General features: G+C 51.4%; 20 protein-coding genes. 2 read left to right on the top strand and 18 right to left on the bottom strand.

The window, feature by feature from the left end; translation table 11 throughout:
* Positions 1-54: 54 nt before the first annotated feature.
* The 3 genes from ACJJID_RS06455 to ACJJID_RS06445 form a co-directional block, all read right to left on the bottom strand.
* Positions 55-966: a 5'-nucleotidase gene (locus ACJJID_RS06455; RefSeq protein WP_152453392.1), complete on the bottom strand. Its 912-nt coding sequence runs from the start codon at positions 964-966 to the stop codon at positions 55-57.
* Positions 966-1646 carry a TetR/AcrR family transcriptional regulator gene (locus ACJJID_RS06450; RefSeq protein ID WP_444921972.1) on the bottom strand — a complete coding sequence of 227 codons (681 nt, stop codon included), beginning with the start codon at positions 1644-1646 and terminating at the stop codon, positions 966-968. The genes ACJJID_RS06455 and ACJJID_RS06450 overlap by 1 nt, the downstream gene beginning before the upstream one ends.
* Before the next feature lie 84 nt (positions 1647-1730).
* A complete protein-coding gene (locus ACJJID_RS06445) occupies positions 1731-3020 on the bottom strand; it encodes an NAD(P)/FAD-dependent oxidoreductase (RefSeq protein ID WP_444921971.1) in 1290 nt (429 codons plus the stop codon).
* 243 nt (positions 3021-3263) lie between these two features.
* Here ACJJID_RS06445 and ACJJID_RS06440 point away from each other — a divergent pair, with 243 nt between their 5' ends.
* The gene (locus ACJJID_RS06440) at positions 3264-4598 is read left to right on the top strand and encodes a glutamine synthetase family protein (protein WP_444921970.1); all 1335 of its coding nucleotides are present in this window, start codon (positions 3264-3266) and stop codon (positions 4596-4598) included.
* 436 nt (positions 4599-5034) lie between these two features.
* Positions 5035-7161: a M4 family metallopeptidase gene (locus ACJJID_RS06435; RefSeq protein WP_444921969.1), complete on the top strand. Its 2127-nt coding sequence runs from the start codon at positions 5035-5037 to the stop codon at positions 7159-7161.
* 117 nt (positions 7162-7278) lie between these two features.
* Here the strand turns inward: ACJJID_RS06435 and ACJJID_RS06430 are convergent, their stop codons facing one another.
* The 15 genes from ACJJID_RS06430 to fabF form a co-directional block, all read right to left on the bottom strand.
* Positions 7279-8937 carry an alanine/glycine:cation symporter family protein gene (locus ACJJID_RS06430; RefSeq protein ID WP_444921968.1) on the bottom strand — a complete coding sequence of 553 codons (1659 nt, stop codon included), beginning with the start codon at positions 8935-8937 and terminating at the stop codon, positions 7279-7281.
* A gap of 107 nt (positions 8938-9044) precedes the next feature.
* Positions 9045-10070, bottom strand: a complete 1026-nt coding sequence (locus tag ACJJID_RS06425) for a D-cysteine desulfhydrase family protein (protein WP_444921967.1) — start codon at positions 10068-10070, stop codon at positions 9045-9047.
* 255 nt (positions 10071-10325) lie between these two features.
* Positions 10326-10658, bottom strand: coding sequence for a preprotein translocase subunit YajC (gene yajC, locus ACJJID_RS06420; protein ID WP_020415218.1), 333 nt, complete (start codon positions 10656-10658; stop codon positions 10326-10328).
* Positions 10659-10773: 115 nt separating this feature from the next.
* A complete protein-coding gene (locus ACJJID_RS06415) occupies positions 10774-11220 on the bottom strand; it encodes a helix-turn-helix domain-containing protein (RefSeq protein WP_020415217.1) in 447 nt (148 codons plus the stop codon).
* 421 nt (positions 11221-11641) lie between these two features.
* The gene (bcp, locus tag ACJJID_RS06410) at positions 11642-12118 is read right to left on the bottom strand and encodes a thioredoxin-dependent thiol peroxidase (RefSeq protein ID WP_444921966.1); all 477 of its coding nucleotides are present in this window, start codon (positions 12116-12118) and stop codon (positions 11642-11644) included.
* An 82-nt stretch (positions 12119-12200) separates the two neighbouring features.
* A complete protein-coding gene (locus tag ACJJID_RS06405; RefSeq protein WP_444921965.1) occupies positions 12201-12722 on the bottom strand; it encodes a DUF2244 domain-containing protein in 522 nt (173 codons plus the stop codon).
* A 395-nt stretch (positions 12723-13117) separates the two neighbouring features.
* Entirely contained in the window at positions 13118-14098 is a 981-nt protein-coding gene (locus ACJJID_RS06400; protein ID WP_444921964.1) for a malate dehydrogenase, read from the bottom strand.
* 131 nt (positions 14099-14229) lie between these two features.
* On the bottom strand, positions 14230-14853 hold the full coding sequence (locus ACJJID_RS06395; RefSeq protein ID WP_444922614.1) for a dUTP diphosphatase: 624 nt from the start codon (positions 14851-14853) through the stop codon (positions 14230-14232).
* Between the two features lie 28 nt (positions 14854-14881).
* Positions 14882-15658: a TatD family hydrolase gene (locus ACJJID_RS06390; RefSeq protein WP_444921963.1), complete on the bottom strand. Its 777-nt coding sequence runs from the start codon at positions 15656-15658 to the stop codon at positions 14882-14884.
* Positions 15659-15665: 7 nt separating this feature from the next.
* A complete protein-coding gene (locus ACJJID_RS06385) occupies positions 15666-16019 on the bottom strand; it encodes a PilZ domain-containing protein (protein ID WP_152453370.1) in 354 nt (117 codons plus the stop codon).
* A 125-nt stretch (positions 16020-16144) separates the two neighbouring features.
* A complete protein-coding gene (locus tag ACJJID_RS06380; RefSeq protein WP_444921962.1) occupies positions 16145-17170 on the bottom strand; it encodes a DNA polymerase III subunit delta' in 1026 nt (341 codons plus the stop codon).
* A gap of 74 nt (positions 17171-17244) precedes the next feature.
* On the bottom strand, positions 17245-17865 hold the full coding sequence (gene tmk, locus ACJJID_RS06375; protein WP_444921961.1) for a dTMP kinase: 621 nt from the start codon (positions 17863-17865) through the stop codon (positions 17245-17247).
* 5 nt (positions 17866-17870) lie between these two features.
* Complete coding sequence (gene mltG, locus ACJJID_RS06370) at positions 17871-18938, bottom strand: endolytic transglycosylase MltG (protein WP_444921960.1); 1068 nt, start codon at positions 18936-18938, stop codon at positions 17871-17873.
* Complete coding sequence (locus ACJJID_RS06365) at positions 18932-19702, bottom strand: aminotransferase class IV (protein ID WP_444921959.1); 771 nt, start codon at positions 19700-19702, stop codon at positions 18932-18934. Before ACJJID_RS06365 ends, mltG begins: the two co-directional genes overlap by 7 nt.
* Positions 19703-19748: 46 nt before the next feature.
* The gene (gene fabF, locus ACJJID_RS06360) at positions 19749-20990 is read right to left on the bottom strand and encodes a beta-ketoacyl-ACP synthase II (RefSeq protein WP_444921958.1); all 1242 of its coding nucleotides are present in this window, start codon (positions 20988-20990) and stop codon (positions 19749-19751) included.
* Positions 20991-21070: the final 80 nt, after the last annotated feature.

Below are 21070 nucleotides of genomic sequence, written 5' to 3'. Positions count from 1 at the left end.
GCGAGTGTCAATCAACTTCGAGAGATCAACAGCCCCCCAAAAAGGCTTATACGATTAGGCTTCACTATTAGCGACGTTGGCAATTCCATGTGGTACATGGCCTGTGGCAACATGCTCTGCAGCAGAAGCGCAATGCGCTGGCTGATCATCGAAGAAGACATCAGCACCGAATGCCCGTAGGAATTCCCCCTTCGGCAGCCCACCCAGGAAAACTGATTCATCCACCCGGATATCCCAAGCACGCAGCGTACGAATTACCCGCTCATGGGCTGGGGCCGACCGGGCAGTTACCAGCGCGGTGCGGATTGGGCAGGCTTCCAAACCAAACTCCGCCTGCAATTTTTGTAAGGCCTCAAGGAACCCCTTGAAAGGCCCCCCACCCAGAGGCATCTGTGCCGAGGCTCGCTCGGCCCGGGCAAAGGCGGCGAGCCCATCCCGTTTAAAAATCTGCTCCGCCTCATCGGAAAAGATGACCGCATCACCATCAAAAGCAAAGCGTAAAACATCATCACGCTGCTCACGGTTACCACCGGCTACCAGAGTCGCCGCAGCAACCCCCTGCTCCAGCGCGCGGCGCACATCCAGGCCATCGGTCGATAGAAACAGGTTGCAACCAAATGGCCCGATATAGCGGTAGGGGCTTTCACCATTGCAAAAGGCCGCCCGGGTAATATCCAAGCCGTAGTGCTCAATCGAGTTGAACACCCGCAGCCCAGTATCTGCACTGTTGCGCGAGAGCAGGATGACCTCGACCCTCGGCTCGCCCCCTAGCTGCTCATTGATTTTTAGAAATTTCTCTACTAAATGAAAAGCATCACCTTTCTGCAGAACATCATTCTCCCGCTCCACCTGATAGCGGGAGAAAGCTTGTAAGCCCTGCTCTTCGAAGACTTTATGGCTATCGTTCAAGTCAAATAATGCCCGCGAGGAAATCGCGATTACCAGCTTGTCTGGTCGCATAGCCATCAGGGAGCCTCCACATCACCAAGCCCCTCGGGACTGGTATCGTTACGCCTGCCATCTAACAGAGTAAACAGCATTTGCTGTAAATCTTCTCGGGTACGCTGTGCACGCCTCTCTGCCTGGTTGACCATCACCAGCAATAGCGCATGGCAACTTTCCAACGTAAGCCGACCCAGGCGATTCAATTCATTGGGTGGACATGAAAAGCCCAAGCGCCGGAACATCTCCACCAGATGCCCGATCACCAGCTCGTCATGGCTCTCGTCCAGCTCGTGTAACTCGGGGATTCCCCACATCGCCTGAACCAGTGGCAGTAGCCCGCGCTGCTCACGGTAGACCGTCAATAGGCGCCCAATAAACTCATCAATAAAATTTTCAAGCGCCATGTCTTCGAGGTCTAGCTCTGCCAATTCGGCCATAGCCCCGCTGATGCTGGCGAGCCACTGCTCGCCCATAGCATAGAGAATCGCGTGCTTATTGGGAAAATAGTGATAGAGGGAGCCCACCGAAATATCGAGCTTCCTGGCAATTAGGATTGTGGTGAGGTCGTCGAGACCCACTTCCTCTAGTAGGCGCCCGGTGACATCAAGAATCTGCCTTGATCGTGCCCGCGCGCGGGCCTGAATGGGCTCACGGCGGGGAGATAACTGGCTTTTACGTTTTGGCTGTTCGGTGTTGGACAAGTTCGGCTTCCCAAATGCAAGTCACGGCATATTAACACCAAAGCAGCCTACAACTTCACCAGTAACTGGCCACAGCCAACCCCATCAATGCCCAAACCTATCGAGCAGACTGTGGTAGAGCATCCCCAGTACCAGGCCGGGCCAACGCAAAAGAGTCCCTCCTGGAAAAGTCTCTGTTGGAATTTTCGACATAATATCGAAGCGCTCTTCTGTACCAGCAATGACTTCTGCGAGCAATTTGCCCGCAAAAGTGGCAGTAGGTACCCCATGGCCCGAATAGCCCTGGCTGTAATAGACATTGGGCTCTAGTCGGCCCATGTGCGGCATACGGTTCATAGTGATTGCCAGAGTGCCACCCCAACCATAATCTATTCTGGTCTGCTCAAGCTGCGGATACACTTTCAGCATATTTTTTCGCACAAACTTGCGAATATCTGCGGGAAAACGGGCCGTGTAATTTTCCCCTCCGCCAAAAATCAGGCGGTTATCCCCTGAGAGCTTCCAGTAATTAATAACGAATAGTGTGTCCTGCACCGCGTAATCATTGGCGATCAGTTTCTGTGCAAGAGGCTCGGACAGGGGTTCAGTGGCCAGAATGAAGTTATTAATCGGCATTATTTTGCCAGCCAGACGAGGCTCCAAATTACCGAGATAGCCATTGCAGGCCAGAACCATATTATTTGCTTTCACCTGCCCTTTGGCTGTCTCAACCGTACAGGAACGGCCCCCTCGATAGCCAGTCACTCGGCTGTGTTCAAAGAGTTCGACTCCCGCTTCGACACAGGCCGCCGCCAGCCCCAACCCATAGTTGAGCGGATGAAGGTGCAGTGAGCCACTGTCAATTTGCGCCCCCAAATAACGCCTTGTTCCCACAAGGCCACCCACCTCCTGCTCATCGGCATACCGCACATCGGTGTAGCCGTAACGCTCCTGAAGAAGTTCCGCCTCCTTGCGCAAATAGTTATCATGGCTGGGCTTGGCGGCAAGATGCATAATCCCCCGCTTCAGATCACAGTGAATTTGATGCTTCTTGATTAACTGCTCGACCAGATGCACCGCTTCTAGGCTAAATTGCCAGAGCCGTTTGGCAATATCGACACCGAACATTTCTTCCAGGTCACTCTGGCAGCGCCTCTGCCCCACCCCCACATGCCCGCCATTGCGCCCTGAAGCCCCCCAGGCCACACGCTCGGCTTCCAGCAAAGTCACTTTGTAACCCCGTTCAGCCAAATGCAATGCCGTAGAGAGTCCGGTATAGCCTGCACCGATTACGCACACATCCGCCTCCCTAGTACCTTCCAGCTGAGGATAGGAAGGCAACGGGCTGGCACTTGCGGAGTAGTAGGAATCTGTATAACCAGGTGTGCTTATCATCAATGCAACCCCTTAAGGCGTTGTGTCGGCCGGAGGTTTAGGTTTTCCCAGCCTCCGGGAATTGCCGAATGGTAATTCGCTTTTACCCTCCATGCCAGATCTCCTCCAGACACTATCAATCTATGCCCCAAGCCTATGAGGGCAACAAACTGCTCCGCTAAACAGCATCGGCTATCGCGAGTATGTAGGTCAGGCATATACTGGAGCGACTCTCAGATGGGAACACACCGGAAAAACAAGAGAATGGACAAGATTACAAGTTGGCTGGCAGAGCACGATATTGCAGAAGTGGAATGCCTGGTACCGGATATGTCAGGTAATGCCAGGGGTAAATTCACTCCTACAGATAAATTTCTCACCCAGGACAGCCGTTTACCGGAAAGTATCCTGGTCCAAACCGTGACCGGAGACTATGTCGATGAACACAACGAGCTTGTCGATCCGGCTGATACGGATATGTTACTGGTACCCGATCCCGATTCCGTTCGACTTAACCCCTGGGCCAATGATCCCACTGCTCAAATTATTCACGATTGCTATACCCGGGATGGTCAACCCCATCCGATTAGTACCCGCAATATCCTCAAATTTGTTTTGGAAAAATATAAAGAAAAAGGTTGGAAGCCGGTTGTTGCTCCCGAAGTGGAATTTTACCTAGTGAAACGCAATCTCGATCCAGATGAAAAACTTTCAGCGCCGGTGGGAAGATCTGGTCGCACAGAAAAAACGAGACAGTCCTATAGTATCGATGCCGCCAACGAATACGAACCCATTATTGAGGACATGTATAACTTCTGTGAGGCACAGGGCCTGGATGTGGACACACTGATTCATGAATCCGGGACCGCACAGATGGAAATTAACTTCCTCCACGGCGATCCGCTGCAACTCGCCGATCAGGTTTTTACTTTTAAACGCACGGTCAGAGAGACTGCTTTACGCCACGGGATTTATGCCACGTTTATGGCCAAACCCATGGAAGATGAACCCGGCAGTGCACTACACCTCCACCAGAGTATTGTCGACACAAAAACAGGAAAAAATATTTTTGTAGACGGCAATGGAAATGAAAACGAAACCTTCATGCATTTTATTGGCGGCATGCAGGAGTACACCCCGGGATTCATTAGTTTTCTAGCCCCAAATGTAAATTCTTATCGCCGCTTCACCCCTGAAATGGCTGCACCTACAAGCCTGCACTGGGGCTATGATAATCGCACTACAGGGCTAAGGGTTCCCGACAGCTCGCCTCAGGGAAAAAGATTAGAGAATCGATTTCCTGGTGCCGACTGCAACCCTTACCTCGCCATTGCTGCCTCACTCGCCTGTGGTTATCTTGGCATGATCAACAAAGTGGCACCCAGCGCACCGTATCAGGGCGATTGCTCTAAAGAAGCCATTACTTTGCCTCGTACGCAAGAACACGCTCTCAATCTTTTAACGGAATGCGAAGCTGCTACAGAAATGTTTGGCAGAAAATTTGTAAAAGCATGGAGCGCAATTAAGCGCGACGAATATGAAGAATTTAACCGGGTGATCAGCTCTTGGGAGCGGGAATATCTTCTTCTTAACGTGTAGATATTCCCAATAAAAATTTTCGAGACTTATCTGAAAATTAATTATTGACTGGCGTATCACCCTTTTATCGGGTTTATTTAGGCGCATCATTTTGGATTCTTCGGCAGGATATTATTTGCTGATTTGTGACTACTTAAGCAAAAATATCGAAAAGAATTCAAATATATGAGTTTGTCATCACCTTTTTGTTGCCACTAAGCGCATGCAAGGTAATCTCAGGTTGCCCGGAAATTTTGGGCAACCGGTTTGAGAAAGCGGACGTCACTGCCATTTTATGGCCCCACCCCTGATGCCCGGCCTTCTTCTGCTGTCTTACCAACCATAAAGACCGTTAGCACCAAAACTGCTGAACTGTTCGGTAACGCCATGCTGGATTACCTATCAGTTCCAGGTGCTCGGTCCCTAATAAAAAAGTTACGTAAAGGGAAAGCTAGCAATGAAGCATTTCGTAGGACTTACCTGCACTTTAGCCATGGCTATCAGTGCTCAGGCCGCAGACCGTGTCCCAGCAACTCCGGATATGCTCTCGCCTCAAACACTCAACACCGTTGCCGGATCAGATATGGCATTGGTGAAAATTCGCGAGCGTACGCTGGGAAATGGCAAGACCATCGCCCGTTATCAACAGACCCACAAAGGTATCCCCGTATGGGGACAGACCGTAACCAGTTCCGGGAAAGGTCTTATTACCGAAATGCACGGTAATGTTCTCACCGGGCTTGAGCTCGAAGTGCCCACCGTGCGCGCGGCAATTGACGCGGGCAATGCCCTTGATCGCGCCATGAACCACCAGGTCTCCCTGCGTGCACAGCAGGGAGTGATGTCAGGTGCCCTGTCACTGCCAGTACTTAAACTGGAAGCCAAAAACCAGCAAAAAGAACTCTATGTTTACATCAATGATAAGGATGAAGCGCGCCTCGCCTACCTGGTGAACTGGGTCGAGTATGGAGACGACCCCAAGCGCCCCTTCTACTTTATTGATGCCATGACCGGCGAAGTGATTAAGCATTGGGATGGCCTCACCTTCCAAGATGCACAAGGTCCTGGCGGCAATTTAAAAACAGGCCGCTATGAATATGGTACCGATTTCCCCTCCATGCAGGTTGATGCCAACTGCCGTATGGATACTACCAACGTTGAAACTGTGGACCTGAATCATGGAACCAGTGGCGGTAGCGTCCATCAATTCAACTGCCCCTACAATGATCACAAAGAAATCAATGGTGCTTATTCACCGCTAAATGACGCGCACTATTTCGGTGGCGTGGTCTTCGATATGTTCAGCGACTGGTACAACACTTCACCGCTGACTCAAAAGCTGCGCCTTCGCGTGCATTACGGTAATAACTACGAAAATGCTTTCTGGGATGGCAGCCAGATGACCTTTGGCGATGGTCAAAACACTTTCCACCCGCTAGTCAGCCTGGATGTTACGGCTCACGAGGTCAGCCACGGCTTTACCGAGCAGAACTCTGGCCTAGTTTACAGTCAACAACCAGGGGGAATTAATGAAGCCTTCTCCGATATCTCTGGTGAAGCCGCTGAATACTTTATGACTGGCAGTAACGACTGGCTGGTTGGAGCTCAGATTTTCAAAGCCAATGGCGCCTTGCGTTATTTTGAAGACCCGACACAGGATGGACGCTCCATTGGACATGCCGACGATTATTACAGCGGTATGGACGTACACTATAGCTCTGGTGTCTACAACCGAGCTTTTTATCTGATCGCCAATACCAACGGCTGGGATACTCGCAAGGCATTTGATATTTTTGTCCTCGCCAATCAGATGTACTGGGGCTCAAACTCTGACTACGATGAAGCTGCCTGCGGTGTTGAGCAAGCTGCTGTAGACCTAGGCTACAGTAAAGCGGATGTTACAACCGCCTTCAGTACCGTAGGAGTTACCTGTGATACCACACCACCACCTCCTCCCGGTGAACTAGAGAATGGCGTTTCAGTAGATAACCTCAGCGGTGGCTCTGGTGATGAACTTCACTACACCATGGATGTACCAGGGGACGCAACTGACTTGAGCTTTGCTATGTCGGGCGGAAGTGGTGATGCCGATCTTTATGTCCGTTTTGGTGCAGCTCCTACGACCTCCACATACGATTGTCGTCCCTTTAGTAGTGGCAACAATGAGACCTGTGACATTTCGAATGTTCAAGAGGGCACCTACTACGTAATGGTGCGTGGCTATAGCTCCTTCTCCGGTGTCAGCCTGGTGGGCAATTTCACCGAAGGTGACGGCGGCGGTGAGCCTGGCGGCTGGGAGGAAACCGACCTTTCCGGCTCTCAGGGCAGCTGGCAACATTTCTCATTAGACGTTGCTGAGGGCATGTCCTCTCTGACCACAACCATGTCAGGTGGCAGTGGTGATGCTGACCTCTATGTACGCTATGGTTCAGAGCCTACTCGCAACAACTGGGATTGCCGCCCCTACAAGTGGGGTAATGAGGAGAGCTGTAATGTCAGCAACCCTCAAGCGGGGACCTGGTACATCAGTATTCGTGGCTACTCTTCCTACTCCGGTATAACTCTCAGCGCCCAGTCTGAATAAGGGCATTTGCTGAGTCTCCAGAAATCGGGATAAGCTGCCATACCAGCCTATCCCGGTAACGAAAAAGGCAGCCATTTGGCTGCCTTTTTTTAATTCGGACGTTTACGGGTATTCACTTTATTTATGACTGGGATCCTTCCAATACTCCTTCACCGTATCCTTCATCTCCTTCGCCAATATGGTGATACCAAACAAGTTGGGCAAGGTCATGATGACGATAGCTACCGCGGACAAATTCCAAATAACGGTGGTATCTTCAATCGCTGCCCAGAAGAAGGCGATGACATACACAATTCTGTAGGGCATTACCGCTTTGGGGCCAAACAGATAGATCATGGAACGATCACCGTAGTAAGACCAGGCGATAGCGGTTGAGAAAGCAAACAGGAGAATGCCAAGTGTAACAATCAGCCCACCGTATTCGCCGAAGAAACCGCGCTGGAAAGCCTTGCTGGTCAGAGCCACGGAATGAACCAGGGATTTCCCCCAGATATCTACATCCTCATTGGCAAACTTACCATCTACAACATTCAATACACCGCTGAACTGGTCATCACCGACACGGAAGTCCAGGTCTTCAGCAATTGAGCGTGCATGGATCAAGGTGAAATCCTGAACATTGAGCGGATGCCCATCTGTCACAACCACCGAACCGTTATAGGCCTTCACGTCGCTAGGCCGACCACTGAGGTAGTTAAACAATTGCTTAACTTGCTCGGGATCACTCTCTTCGTAACGGCCCTCTACAACATAAGTATCGGCACCCTCAAACAGGTTTTCATGTTTCTCAGTCCAGACACCGGAAGACAGGATTACCAGACCGGTCAAGGTGCAGATAATGATGGTATCGATAAACGGTTCCAGCAGGGAAACCATGCCCTCGGATACAGGCTCATCGGCACGTGCGGCGGCGTGGGCAATGGGCGCTGAGCCCTGACCAGCTTCGTTGGAGAAGAGGCCGCGGTTTACACCACGGTTAAAGGCATAGGCAAAGCTGGCACCGAGGAAGCCACCCACCGCAGCACTGCCGGTAAAGGCATCGCGGAAAACAGCCACGAATGAAGGGATGATATTTTCAATATTGTAGAAAATTACTCCCAATGCACCAATGATGTAGATCAATGCCATTGCGGGAACAATAGTGGAGGTAACCTTAGCGATCCGCGTAATTCCACCAATGATCACCATACCCAGCAGAATTGCGAGCACACCACCAGTCAGGGCTTTCTCAATACCAAAAGAATCGTGCACCGCCTGGGCGATATTATTCACCTGGGGCAGGCTTCCCGTACCAAAGGAGCAAATTACAGTGGCAATGGCAAACAGAACCGCCAACCATTTCATATTGAGACGGCGCTCCATATAGAACATGGGGCCACCTGCATAGTAACCATCCGCCGCTTTAATACGATACTTGTGTGACAAGGTGACTTCGACAAATTTGGTTGTCATACCCAGGAAAGCAGTCATCCACATCCAGAACAACGCGGCCGGCCCACCCAGGAAAATAGCGAGACCTACCCCGCCAATGTTACCGGTACCCACTGTACCGGAGAGAGCGGTAGCCAGAGCTTGGAAGTGGGAAGTATCACCTGGGTCGCTGGGCTTATCGTATTTACCCTGGACAATCTTAATCGCATGCCCAAAGTAACGGAATTGCGGAAACCCTAGGTAAATAGTGAAAAAGAAACCAACCCCAAGCAGCACCCACGGGAACCAAGGTGCCGAACCGAGCAAACCGTCTAGCGACAGTAGCAGCTGATTAAAGGAATCCAAACTAACCCCCACTTCTCTGAACTAATTCTGTTTGTTTTATATACAGCCGCAGCCGTAATTTGTTGCGCAGGTTAGCAGCTTCCGCAGCGCTAGAACAGTAAAGGGGCCTAAACCCTATGAAATGAGAAGTTGTGGCGATAGGGGAATAACGCGAATTGCCCTCCCGTGTGTACAAATACCAGGTTATCGCAGCCTTTGTAGCGGCCTTTTTGTAGCTCCTGTATCAGTCCATAAAAAGCTTTACCGGTATATATAGGCTCCAGCAATATTCCCTCCAAGCGAGCGACTTCCTCAATCATTTTGTAGATCGGGGGGCCAGCCTTGGCATATCCAGGCCCAATATAGTCAGCGTTGATGTTCACTTTCAGTGATTGCGTATCTATAGGATTCCCTGACAGCCTGCTCCAGTGAAGAATATCCTCTATCACTTTGGCCTGGAAGTAAGCGGCATTATCGCAAACTGCATAACCTGTCACTTGTGCATTAAATCCTAGCAGATGACACCCCAGGGTTAAGCCGGCCTGGGTACCTCCACTCCCTGTTGCACATACAATATGATCCGGCTCGAACCCCCTTGTTAGGCAGTCAGCGATTAATTCCTGCGAAGCGGAGAGATATCCCCACAAACCCAGGCCGTCACTAGCACCGGTTGGAATGCAAAAAGCTTTAAGGCCACGTTTTCGGTATTCATCTTTACAGGAATTGAAAAGGCCTTTGATGTCCTTGGCAAACTCTGCGGGCGAATAGAAAGTAACTTCTGCACCTGCCAACTGGTCCAACAACAGGTTCCCATCAGCCTCAGCGACCGGCTCCCCTCGCAACAGCAAGTGCACATTGAGACCTAGGCGAGCCCCGACAAGCGCGGTGGTGCGGCAATGGTTGGATTGAATACCACCACAGGTGATTAAGGTATCACTGCCCTGCTCTAGTGCCTCTGCAACCACGAACTCAAGCTTTCGCAGCTTATTGCCAGACATTCCCGATTCCGTCAGATCATCTCTTTTCACCCAGATTTTCGGGCCACCGTATGGGTAGGAATAAAGTTCACTAATACGATCGAGGGGTTGCAGAGGCGTTGGCAGGTGGGCCAGATTTAAACGTCTGGGTAGCTCAACGGGTATCTTTTCAAACAAAGTAGATTCCATTCTATTCAGTTAGGCCGAGAAAAAGGGAGAGAATTTTGTTGGCCTAATCTCTTACCTAACTCGAAGTCCCTAGGTTTTAGCAACGAAGCCTTAAGCAACTAAGGTTTAAGCAACTAAGGTTTAAGTAACTAACGCCGCCTACCAAGGCTCAATATTTAATCAGCTTTGAAACCCAACAGCAAAAAAAACCCGGCAACTGCCGGGTTTTTTAAAAATCCATAAAAGATCAAACCAATAGAGCAGTCAGATCTTTTTAATTGTGCCTTTCGGCAACACCGCATGAACAGCTACTTTCTGGAACTTCAGGGACATATTGTCTGCAACTTCCAGCACGATGTAGTCTTCGTCTACCTTGTCTACACGACCCAGCATACCGCTGCTCATGACTACTTCATCACCCTTTTTCAGAGCGCCAACCAGTTCCTGGTGCTCCTTCTGACGCTTACGCTGAGGGCGGATGATAAAAAACCACATGAATGCGAACAGACCCGCAAACATCAACAGGGTTATCATTGGGTTACCCTGTGGTGCCGGTGCCGCTTGCTGTGCCATGGCAGAGGGGATAAAAAAGCTCATGCAAAACCTCAAAGAGTCAGCCTATAAAATTGCCGCCAACTCTAACGGGTTTCCCCTGTTGAGGCAACGGATTGGGCCGATCGACGAAAGACCGACCTAATCAATTCCCACTCATTTAAAAGCGCTGACGCACCTGACGGCGATAACCTGTTGGTGACATACCTGTCCAACGCTTAAACGCACTGGTGAAACTGGTCCGGTCAGAAAAATCCAGGATCCGGGAAATTCCGTCGACACTTAAGGCGGTATCTTTGAGGAAGTGCACCGCGTGACGGAAACGTACATGGTCACGCAGTGAGGCGAAGCTCAGATTATGCTCCTGCAAACGACGCTGCAAAGTCCGGGTGGACATGCTTAAGTCAGAGGCAACTGGGCGAATAGCGAGAGAAGCCTTACCGATGCGCTGCTCCAACACATCGATAACTCTGGCAGCAATGCCAAAGCTGGTAGCTTCCGGTGGCGCCAACAGCTGGTCAAGGATATTCGGGTCACCGGATATTCTGGCCTGCTGAAGGGATTTATCTTCTGAGAGCGAAGTCTGGTCGGGCTGAGTATGGTTCATCGAGCTGCTCCTTTTGAGTTCCGTGAGCCGCAGTTATTTTTCTATGTCCGCATCCAGCGAATCCCGGTTGCCCCTGCCCACACCAACACACCAACAACTTCGGCGGACTACTACTCGATGCGGGACGCACCAAAAACAGACATCGAATCCTTCACAGAGATGTACAATTTTTAAACTAACCGCTCCGGCAATACCCAAAGAGAAACACTCTCTCGCCGGCGCACCTTTCCTTTACATCTGCCAGTATAGACCAAGAATTGAGAATGCAAGGGGCGACAGTGGTTTTTTTCATCTTATTGTGCTGTAAGGGGCAGAATTGAGTAGCCCGAATACTCACTTTTCTTAAAAACCAAGGTAATTCGGGGGGCAGAGGCCAGCTACTCCCCCAAGAAAAAATCTACCAATCTGCAATCCTAGCTCATTAATCCAGGTTTTCACCCACCCAGTTAAGCACATCCTCACTGTGGGTCTTGGTTTTCACCTTTTCGATAATATGGCGCAAGCGCCCACTTTTATCGATGATAAAAGTTGTCCGGATCAGCCCCATGTACTCCTTGCCCATGAATTTCTTCAAACCCCAGCAACCGTACTTGTCTGCGATCTTGTGATCTTCATCGGAAAGGAGGTCAAAGTTCAGTTCATGTTTATCGATAAAGCGCTGTAATTTGGCTTCTGGATCCGGACTGACACCTAGGACAACAGTATCAAGTTTTTCAAACGCATCGGCACTATCCCGGATGCCACAGGCCTGTGTAGTGCAACCTGGTGTCAGCGCCTTTGGGTAGAAATAAAGCACAACATTGTTTTTATCACGGAAGTCCTTGAGTGAAACCTTCTCTCCGTTCTGGTTTGTCAGAGTGAAAGCCGGTGCCAAGTTGCCAATTTTGGGAAAGGCCATAAGAAATCCCCTAAGGAGTTGCTGTGAATTTTGTGGGGATTATAACGAAAAGTACTAACTGGGATGCCACATGGAATCTCAATCAAAACTGATGCAAGCGAAATTCCTTTTCCCTACGTGCAAAGATACCAATCCGTTTGAGCTTTTGTACCAGGTCCGCCTTCTCGGCATCGGTCAAGAATTCACCTACTTCAAGGCAACCCTCAGGGCCACTAAAGGTCACCGAGGCCGGCTCAGCCGCGCTATTCCCCATTCGCACCAATAAGGCCAAATTGCTCCGAGAAAACTCCCGATGGTAGACAGATTGCTGGCGAAACCCCTTGCAACAGTCGAAGACGACCCGTTCATCGCTGATACGGATTACCTCACGACGAGTCCCTTCCAAATAGACATAGGTAAATAAAACCGCAAGTAATAGGATTTCCAAACCAGCAAATGGCAGGATCATCCAAGCCCCGGCAAAGGCAAAAGCCAGGCTTATACCGAGGGAAACGCCAACCAAAGAGAAGAACACCCAAAGGTTTCCGGTTGCCGATAGAGACTGGTTAGGCTGAAGAAGAATGCAGGCGCATCGCGGGGCTTGGCGGCCGACTTCTGTGACCATGGCAAACGTTTCCAGACATTACTTACTCCATCAGTGTAGTGCCGCCGCCACCAGCCCACACTCGTATAGCGACCCGCCAGTTTCAAAGCTATCGCAATACTCAGATCAGCCAAGTTGCGCTTGATTACCACTGCGGAAGGTCATTTTAAGCTCCAGCAAGGCAAGAGCTCCGTATTACGGAGCTCCAAAAAAGTGACTGAAGATAGGATTGGGCGGAAAATTAGAGGGAATAACACCAAGGTCGTAAATACCACCTCACTTCTCTCACCTGTTCTAGCGGAAGCTTTTTTGCCCCAATAGAAGCAATTCGCGTTAATCTGCGCAAATAAAAAAGCCCGCACATCCGTGCGGGCTTTTTTAACGAACCAGCCAATAAGGCCGGTTAATCGGCAGAGTTACGGCAGCAGGTGGGCAACCGCATCACGCTCTTCCGCCAACTCCTTCTCGGTCGCAGACATTTTCTCGCGAGAGAAGTCGTTGATATCCACGCCCTGAACAATTTCCCAATCCCCGCCTTTGCAGGTGCATGGGAAAGAGTAAATCAGGCCTTCCTGAATACCGTAGGAACCATCGCTGTAAACAGCCATGCTGGTCCAGTCACCTTCTGCGGTGCCCAGAGCCCAGTCCCGCATATGATCGATAGCGGCATTAGCTGCAGAAGCTGCGGAGGAAGCGCCACGAGCCTTAATAATGGCGGCACCGCGCTGCTGAACAGTCGGGATAAAGTCGTTCTCGTACCAGTCCTGCTCCACTTTATCCATGGCAGCTTCACCCGATACTTTAACCTGATGCAGGTCTGGGTATTGAGTGGAGGAGTGGTTCCCCCAAATGGTCATGTGGGTAATGTCGTTAACACTAGACTCAGTTTTGTTGGCCAGTTGCGACAGCGCGCGATTGTGGTCCAGGCGAGTCATTGCGGTGAAGTTACGCGGATCCAGGTCAGGCGCATTGCGCTGAGCGATCAGGGCATTGGTATTCGCAGGGTTGCCAACAACCAATACTTTCACATTGCGGGAGGCGACGTCATTCAGCGCCTTACCCTGTGCAGAGAAGATAGCGGCGTTTGCTTCAAGCAGGTCTTTACGCTCCATACCCGGTCCACGGGGACGAGCGCCCACGAGCAGAGCATAATCAGCGTCTTTAAACGCAACAGTAGCGTCGTCGCTCTGAACAATACCCGCCAGCAGCGGGAAAGCGCAGTCTTCAAGCTCCATGGCCACGCCTTTCAGCGCTTCCAATGCTGGAGTGATTTCCAGCAGCTGCAGAATAACTGGTTGATCTTTACCCAGCATCTCGCCGGAGGCGATGCGGAACAGCAGCGAATAGCTGATCTGACCGGCAGCGCCGGTAACAGCAACACGAACAGGTGCTTTCACGATAGTTCTCCTCGTTTGTAAGCGGCCGCATTATAGGGCCTCTCGAGCAAATTTCACCTCAAGCGGGGAAATTACCAACTCAATTTGCCTAGTAAAACTGCATTTTTCTCAAATAAAACGTCAAATAAGGATCACGCCAAAGCGATTTCCCGGTAACGTTGCTGCAAGGTGCGATAAACCTGATCGCTGTAATCATCAGCGGAGGCGTCGAGCTCACTGGCAATCTCAGCCAAGTGCTCGTTATCTTCGCGCCCACCCCAGGTCTTCACATAAGTACCCTCTTTATAACCGTTATCCTGGCGGAAACGATTGAGTACGTTCTTGCCTACATAACGTTGATACAGCTCGGTAAAAGGCATCTCTATATCGGCGAGAAGCTGAGCAAATCCTGGCAGATCGAATTGTTTGCTTGCCAAAGTATTTAAAGTGAAGGCCTCCAGGTTTTCACGAAAATCACCAGGGGCTCGCTGACCTGCCTCTAATTCCTGCAGCATCTTTTCAGCAACCTGAGTCGGGGCACCCTGTTGCAATTCAAGGCTCAGGCCAAAATGCCAAATATCTACCAGCTCGAGTTTCACCTGATCTATATCGGGCTGTTGTTTTTTCCACCACTTCCAACCGTAGTGATCCAAAAGTTCGGCACTCTCTACCCAGATCGCGCGATACCAGGCAAAGTTTTGCGCACGCCAGTTTTCATTAACAACGGTATTAATTTCGTCCTGCAGGGTCAGCATGACCTGCAATTGCTGCTTCATCATATAGGGAACTTCTAACTAGCCAGGCTTAGGCAGCCCGAGGAAATAATCGGAGAAAATTTTCTGTAGTGATTTCAGCCAGCTGCTCGTAAGAAATTCCGCGCAACTCAGCAATGAATTCGGCCACTTCCCGCACATAAGCCGGGATATTGGGCTTGCCACGATAGGGAATCGGTGCAAGGTAGGGAGAATCAGTTTCCACCAGTAGGCGATCGAGGGGCAGTTTACGCGCAACATCGCGCAGGTCCTCGGCATTTTTAAATGTAACAATACCGGAGAGGGAAATGTAATAGTTTAGGTCCAGTGCGGCCTTAGCCATCTCCCAGCTCTCGGTGAAGCAATGCAATACACCCGCTGTTTGCAGGTTTCCGTGCTGCCGAATTAACTGAATCGTATCTTCACGGGCATCGCGGGTATGGACTATCACCGGCAGCCCCACTTGGCCCGCCGCCTGTAGATGGGCGATAAAACTTTGCTGTTGGGTCTCTTTTGTCTCAGTACTGTAGTAATAATCGAGACCAGTCTCCCCCAGTGCTACCACCTTGGGGCGCCCCGCCATTTCGATCAATTGGTCCACACCAGCGAGACCGGATTCGACATCCAGCGGATGTATCCCCACTGAGCAAACCACATCTTCATACTTTGAAGCGATCTCTACGACAGCATGGGCATTATCGAGACTGATACCAACACACAAGAATTTTCCGACCCCCCGATTGCGAGCCAACTCCAGAACAGCGTCCAGATCGCCATCAAACTTATCGAGCTTCAGTCTATCCAGGTGACAATGAGAATCTACGAGCATGTGAAATTTACAACGTGTGAGTGGGTCGGCTGGATTCAAGAGTGCCAGCCAGGTAAGTTTCTATTTTGTTTTGCGCAATATTGTCCTTGTCCCCAAACTGAACGCCAATACCCGGCGTACGGTTTCCCTGGGCTCCACTGGGGGTTATCCAGATCACCTTGCCGGCCACCGGAATTTTTTCGGGTTCATCCATCAGGCTTAACAGCAGGAATACTTCATCACCGAGGCTGTAGGATTTATCTGTACTGATAAACAGGCCACCATTCTTTACAAAGGGCATATAAGCCGCGTAGAGAACTGATTTATCCTGAATCTTCAGCGATAGGATGCCGTTTCGGGCACCGCCTCCCATGGCTTTCATGCTCAACCTCAATGTTTTTAATGTTGCGCTAACTTATCTGAGCGTGCTGTTTCTGTCCAGAACCCAGCGGATCGACACTTTGGTGGAACTAAATAGTACGCCAACCATTATTGATCGTTTTTCACTCAGCCAAATAACCTGGCCCAGCGAATCATCAACTCTTCCAGCAACAGGCGACGGTTGGGATTTGCTCCGCTTGCGAGCCCCATACGCGCCTGAAGAAGATGATCATAAAAGCCAAACAGTGTGCGCAAGCTAGCCCGCCCTGCACCGGAGAACCTTTGCAAAAGTGCCATAACCTGAGCATCACCAGTGGCATCACAGCTGCGCACCCGAGCCATTTGAGCAACCCACTGCTGCCAAAATTGAATAAGCTGGCCCAGGTCTGTGGGTTCGGGAGGGGCCTCCCAGCGACCGGCGGCTGTCACGGCCCTAGCGCTCCCTTGGGCCAGAGCAACAAGCTCTTGCAAAAACCGCTCTCGAATTTCCTCACACTTTGGATCTGCCAATTGCGCAGCCAGCAATGGGGCCCCACCAGCGAGTGCCAGGGCTCTGGTTGCCGAGTCTTCCTCCAAGTCACTAGCGCGCAGCCACTGCAGTGCCATTTCTTCTGAAGGAGGTGGAAATACAACAGATTGGCAACGGCTGCGAATCGTTGGCAGCAAGCCTGCCGGAGAGTCACTAACCAGCAGGAAAATCACTGATGCCGCCGGTTCCTCCAGGTTTTTCAGCAGGGCGTTAGCCGCATTGATGTTCATCGCCTCTGCCGGCGCCAGCCACACCAAGCGCGCGCCCCCGCGCCCACTGGTTCGCGACACAAAGTCGCCGAGCTGGCGAATCTGCTCAACCTTGAGCGGCCCTCCCTCTTTCTCTGGCTCTACCCGAAGAAAATCCGGGTGAGATCCCGCCTGCCAAAGGTGGCAGTCTTTGCAGCTTCCACAGGCCTGCCCTTCTCTGGGTTGCTCACACAATACCAGCGCTGAAAAAGCCTCGGCAAAAGCGCGCTTACCAAGACCTGGCTGACCACTGATCAGCAAGGCATGAGGACATCGACCCGCGCGCCACTGGGTACCGAGCCGTTGCCACTGTTCCGTTTGCCAGGGTAAGAGAGAGGGTATAGGGATATGTTCAGGTGCTTCAGACACTGCCATTTGCCAAATTTGTAACTGGGAACTTCACTACCAACAATAAGGACGCCGTGGGGGCTATATTTTTACAGCGCCCTTTAAAGAAGACGCTGTAACTCCTGCCCCAGCTGCTGCTGAACCTGCGCTAGAGGCTGGCTGGCATCAACAATAGCGTAACGAGAGGGGGCCGCCTGTGCACGTTCACGATAAGCCGCACGCACCCGATGAAAGAAGGCCAGCTGCTCACTTTCAAATCGATCGGCAGCTCCAGTACTGGCTGCACGTTCCAAACCTATTTGCGGATCCAGGTCTAAAAGAAGGACTTTATCGGGCCGTAAACCACCCTGCACATCTTGTTCTAGCCGCTCTATTAAGGCTCTATCGAGCGCTCGGCCACCACCCTGATAGGCATAAGTGGCATCGGTGAAACGGTCACAAATTACCCAATCACCACGCTCCAGAGCCGGGACAATCACTTTCTCCAAATGCTGCGCTCGAGCAGCAAAGACCATAAGCAGTTCCGCCGTGGGGTCAACCGCCTCTTCACGCTTCGCCAGGAGCAATTCCCGCAGCTGTTCAGCCAGCGGCGTACCACCTGGCTCACGGGTTTGAATGAATGGAATATTACGATCAGCTAACCACTGGGTGATAAATTGCAGGTTGGTGGACTTACCAACCCCCTCCCCGCCTTCCAGGGTAATGAATTTTCCGCGCGACACTATCTCTAATTTCCTTTAACCGGGCTGGAGCGATAATCCGCTCGCCTCTTCAGCTGATACTCCCGCACCGCACGGTTGTGCTCTGTCAGAGTGGCTGAGAAATGATGGGAGCCATCCCCCTTGCCTACAAAATAAAGGCTTTTGCCAGGTTTTGGGTTGAGTGCAGCACGGATAGCTGCACGCCCTGGCAGTGCAATTGGTGTGGGGGGCAGCCCATTGATTACATAGGTATTATACGGGGTTGGCGCCCGAAGGTGTGCTCGAGTGAGATTACCATCATAATCTTCTCCCAACCCATAAATGACAGTGGGATCTGTTTGCAGACGCATGCCTTTATTCAAGCGACGCACAAACACCCCAGCGATTTCACTACGTTCCGAAGGCTGACCGGTTTCCTTTTCAATCAGCGAGGCCATGATCAAGGCTTCATAGGCGGATGCATAAGGAAGCCCCTCTCCTTTTGCCTGCCACTCCTCATCCAATACACGCTGCATACGTTCGTAAGCCTCGCGCAAAAGCTCAATATCAGTAGTTCCAGAGCGGTAAACATAGGTATCTGGGAAAATCCAGCCTTCCTCTGCACCCTCCTCCAAGCCGAGAGCCCGGGCAGCTGCACTGACACTGCTACCTGCCTTGGATCTAACAACCCTTTGCCCCGAGCGAATCTTGTGCAGGGCCTGCTGGAAGGTCCAACCCTCAACCAGAGTCAGCCGATAAACAGTGACATCCCCTCGGTTTAGACGGGCGATCAAATCCATTGCTGTACTTCCATGGGGGATCAAATACTCACCGGAGTGGATATCTGTTTTGCCCTCCCAGTAAGCATAGGCAAGCACCAATCTCGGCCAGTTGATTACCCCATCACCTTTCAGCTTGCGCAAAGTGCCAGATAGACTGCTGCCTTTGTCCACCTGAAACTGAAGGCCCTTTTCTCCCACCGGCAACGGTGTAGCGAGAGACACCTGTAACACCCAAAGAGATGCCAGTACCAACAGACCTGAAAGAAGGAAACCTCCAAACAGGACCTTCCAGAATTTAACCGGGGAGCTTGTCTGCTTCTTCTTTTTTACCACAATGTTTCCATAATCAATTGCTGCAACCCACGAACACCAGCCCCAATTTGCCAACGCCTGTGGCCGACAATCTCAACAACAGGTAGTACCCCGCGAACACTGTTGCACAAAGCTATTTCCTCAGCATCGCACAGATACCGAATATCCATATCTCGCTCCTGCCATTGAACCCTGCTGGACAGCCAGTCAAGCATGACACCCCGGACACCACACCGCTCTAGGTTAGGTGTTATCCAGCCATCGCCAAAGCGCGCCAGTAAATTACAGCGCAAGCTCTCGATAACCCTGCCTTCAGTGTCGAGCATCAGGCCATCGAGGTAGTCGCCCTCAGGGAGCTCAGACTTCGCCCTATTATATCGACTGCGACTCAAAAATTTGCAGCCAGAGTTCCATCTTTGTGAAACCGGCAGATGAGTCTTACAGGGGAAAAGGTGAACCCCAAGTTCTGCCTCCCCTGCCGGCTGCAGTGGCAAAAAGGAAAGGTCCCAGCACCACTGACCATCAATAAGGCCCACCCGTAATCGAGCAATCGCCATTTTGCGACCCCCCTGTGCTGCCAGCAGAGGGACGCATTGATCAATATCAGCAAGTGGCGGCTCGCCCGAACCCAAGGCTCGAGCAAGGCGCTCTCTATGCAATGGCCACAGAGGAATCTTCCCGTTGTGACAACGCATAGTTTCGAGGATTCCGTCTTTATAGCACCCATCTTCTGGCAGGCTCTGCACAGGATGGCCTCGAAGGAAAAGCTGCGGTAATTTGGACATGCAGTCCTCGGAATGAAAGTTGCCCGCCCAAAGGCGGGCAGGTAGGTCAGATTCGCTTGAAAATCAGTGAACCATTGGTACCGCCGAACCCAAATGAGTTAGAAAGTACCGAATCGATAGCCATCGGCTGAGCCTCTTGAGGAACCAGGTTAATACCTTCGCAAGCCTCATCGGCATTATTTAAATTGATTGTTGGTGGCGCCATCTGGTCACGCAACGCAAGAACGGAGAAAACCGCCTCAATAGCACCAGCTGCGCCTAAAAGGTGCCCCGTCATAGACTTGGTGGAGCTTACAGCCAGCTTTTCTGCAGAGCCGGCAAAAACATTGCGTACCGCCTGGATTTCAGCAGTATCCCCTAACGGGGTAGAAGTGCCATGGGCGTTAATATATTGGATTTCGGTAGCCCCCATACCCGCGTCTTTCAGTGCGTTCTGCATTGAAAGTGCGGCTCCGGCACCATCTTCTGGGGGCGAGGTCATGTGGTGGGCGTCGCCACTCATACCAAAGCCCGCAAGTTCGGCGTAAATAGTCGCGCCGCGGGCTTTTGCATGCTCATATTCTTCCAGGACGAGCACCGCAGCGCCCTCTCCCAATACGAAACCATCCCGGTCTTTATCCCATGGGCGACTGGCCGTCTTGGGATCATCATTGCGTGTGGAAAGCGCCCTGGCCGCACAGAAGCCACCGAGCCCAACAGGTGTGGTGACCATTTCGGCCCCGCCGCACACCATAACATCTGCATCGCCATATTGGATGGTCCGCATTCCCAACCCCAAGGCATGGGTCCCAGTAGTGCAGGCCGTTGTGACGGCAAGGTTTGGCCCTCGAAGGCCATATTTAATCGATAGGTTACCAGCTACCATGTTGATGATGGCACCCGGCACAAAAAATGGTGATACCCGTCGGGGGCCCTTCTCCGCGATTAACAGGGCATTGTCTTCAATAGCCATGATGCCCCCCATACCGGAACCGATACAGGTCCCCATACGCGGTGCATTACCTTCGCTCACTTCCAGGCCACTATCTTCCATCGCCTGAATACCCGCGACCAAGCCATACTGCAGGAAGGTGTCCATCTTGCGTGCATCTTTTGCAGGCATATAGGGCGTGGGATCGAAATCTTTTACCGTAGCGGCGAAGCGGGTCGAGAACGCCGAAACATCGAACGTTTCTATTGGAGCTGCCCCACTGACACCTTTCAGAATGCCAGACCAAGTCTCCCCTACGGTGTTACCTAGCGGACTTACTGCGCCCATTCCGGTTACAACAACTCTTCTGTGCGACACTGCGGTCCCCCCGAAACTCTTACTGTCACTGTTCTTCCTTCAATAGTTTGTGAATGAAACAACACTCGAACAGTAGTCAC

This window comes from Microbulbifer sp. CnH-101-G (genome assembly GCF_052466775.1).
The sequence above is the reverse complement of the archived record's forward strand: the minus strand, read 5'-3'. Positions and strand labels throughout refer to the sequence as shown.

Bases quoted from the DNA above. Each gene is read 5' to 3' on its own strand.
- ACJJID_RS06455 (WP_152453392.1), bottom strand. From the start codon at position 966: ATGGCTATGCGACCAGACAAGCTGGTAATCGCGATTTCCTCGCGGGCA.
- ACJJID_RS06445 (WP_444921971.1), bottom strand. From the start codon at position 3,020: ATGATAAGCACACCTGGTTATACAGATTCCTACTACTCCGCAAGTGCC.
- ACJJID_RS06440 (WP_444921970.1), top strand. From the start codon at position 3,264: ATGGACAAGATTACAAGTTGGCTGGCAGAGCACGATATTGCAGAAGTG.
- ACJJID_RS06435 (WP_444921969.1), top strand. From the start codon at position 5,035: ATGAAGCATTTCGTAGGACTTACCTGCACTTTAGCCATGGCTATCAGT.
- yajC (WP_020415218.1), bottom strand. From the start codon at position 10,658: ATGAGCTTTTTTATCCCCTCTGCCATGGCACAGCAAGCGGCACCGGCA.
- ACJJID_RS06415 (WP_020415217.1), bottom strand. From the start codon at position 11,220: ATGAACCATACTCAGCCCGACCAGACTTCGCTCTCAGAAGATAAATCC.
- bcp (WP_444921966.1), bottom strand. From the start codon at position 12,118: ATGGCCTTTCCCAAAATTGGCAACTTGGCACCGGCTTTCACTCTGACA.
- ACJJID_RS06405 (WP_444921965.1), bottom strand. From the start codon at position 12,722: ATGGTCACAGAAGTCGGCCGCCAAGCCCCGCGATGCGCCTGCATTCTT.
- ACJJID_RS06395 (WP_444922614.1), bottom strand. From the start codon at position 14,853: ATGAAGCAGCAATTGCAGGTCATGCTGACCCTGCAGGACGAAATTAAT.
- ACJJID_RS06390 (WP_444921963.1), bottom strand. From the start codon at position 15,658: ATGCTCGTAGATTCTCATTGTCACCTGGATAGACTGAAGCTCGATAAG.
- ACJJID_RS06385 (WP_152453370.1), bottom strand. From the start codon at position 16,019: ATGAAAGCCATGGGAGGCGGTGCCCGAAACGGCATCCTATCGCTGAAG.
- ACJJID_RS06380 (WP_444921962.1), bottom strand. From the start codon at position 17,170: ATGGCAGTGTCTGAAGCACCTGAACATATCCCTATACCCTCTCTCTTA.
- ACJJID_RS06365 (WP_444921959.1), bottom strand. From the start codon at position 19,702: ATGTCCAAATTACCGCAGCTTTTCCTTCGAGGCCATCCTGTGCAGAGC.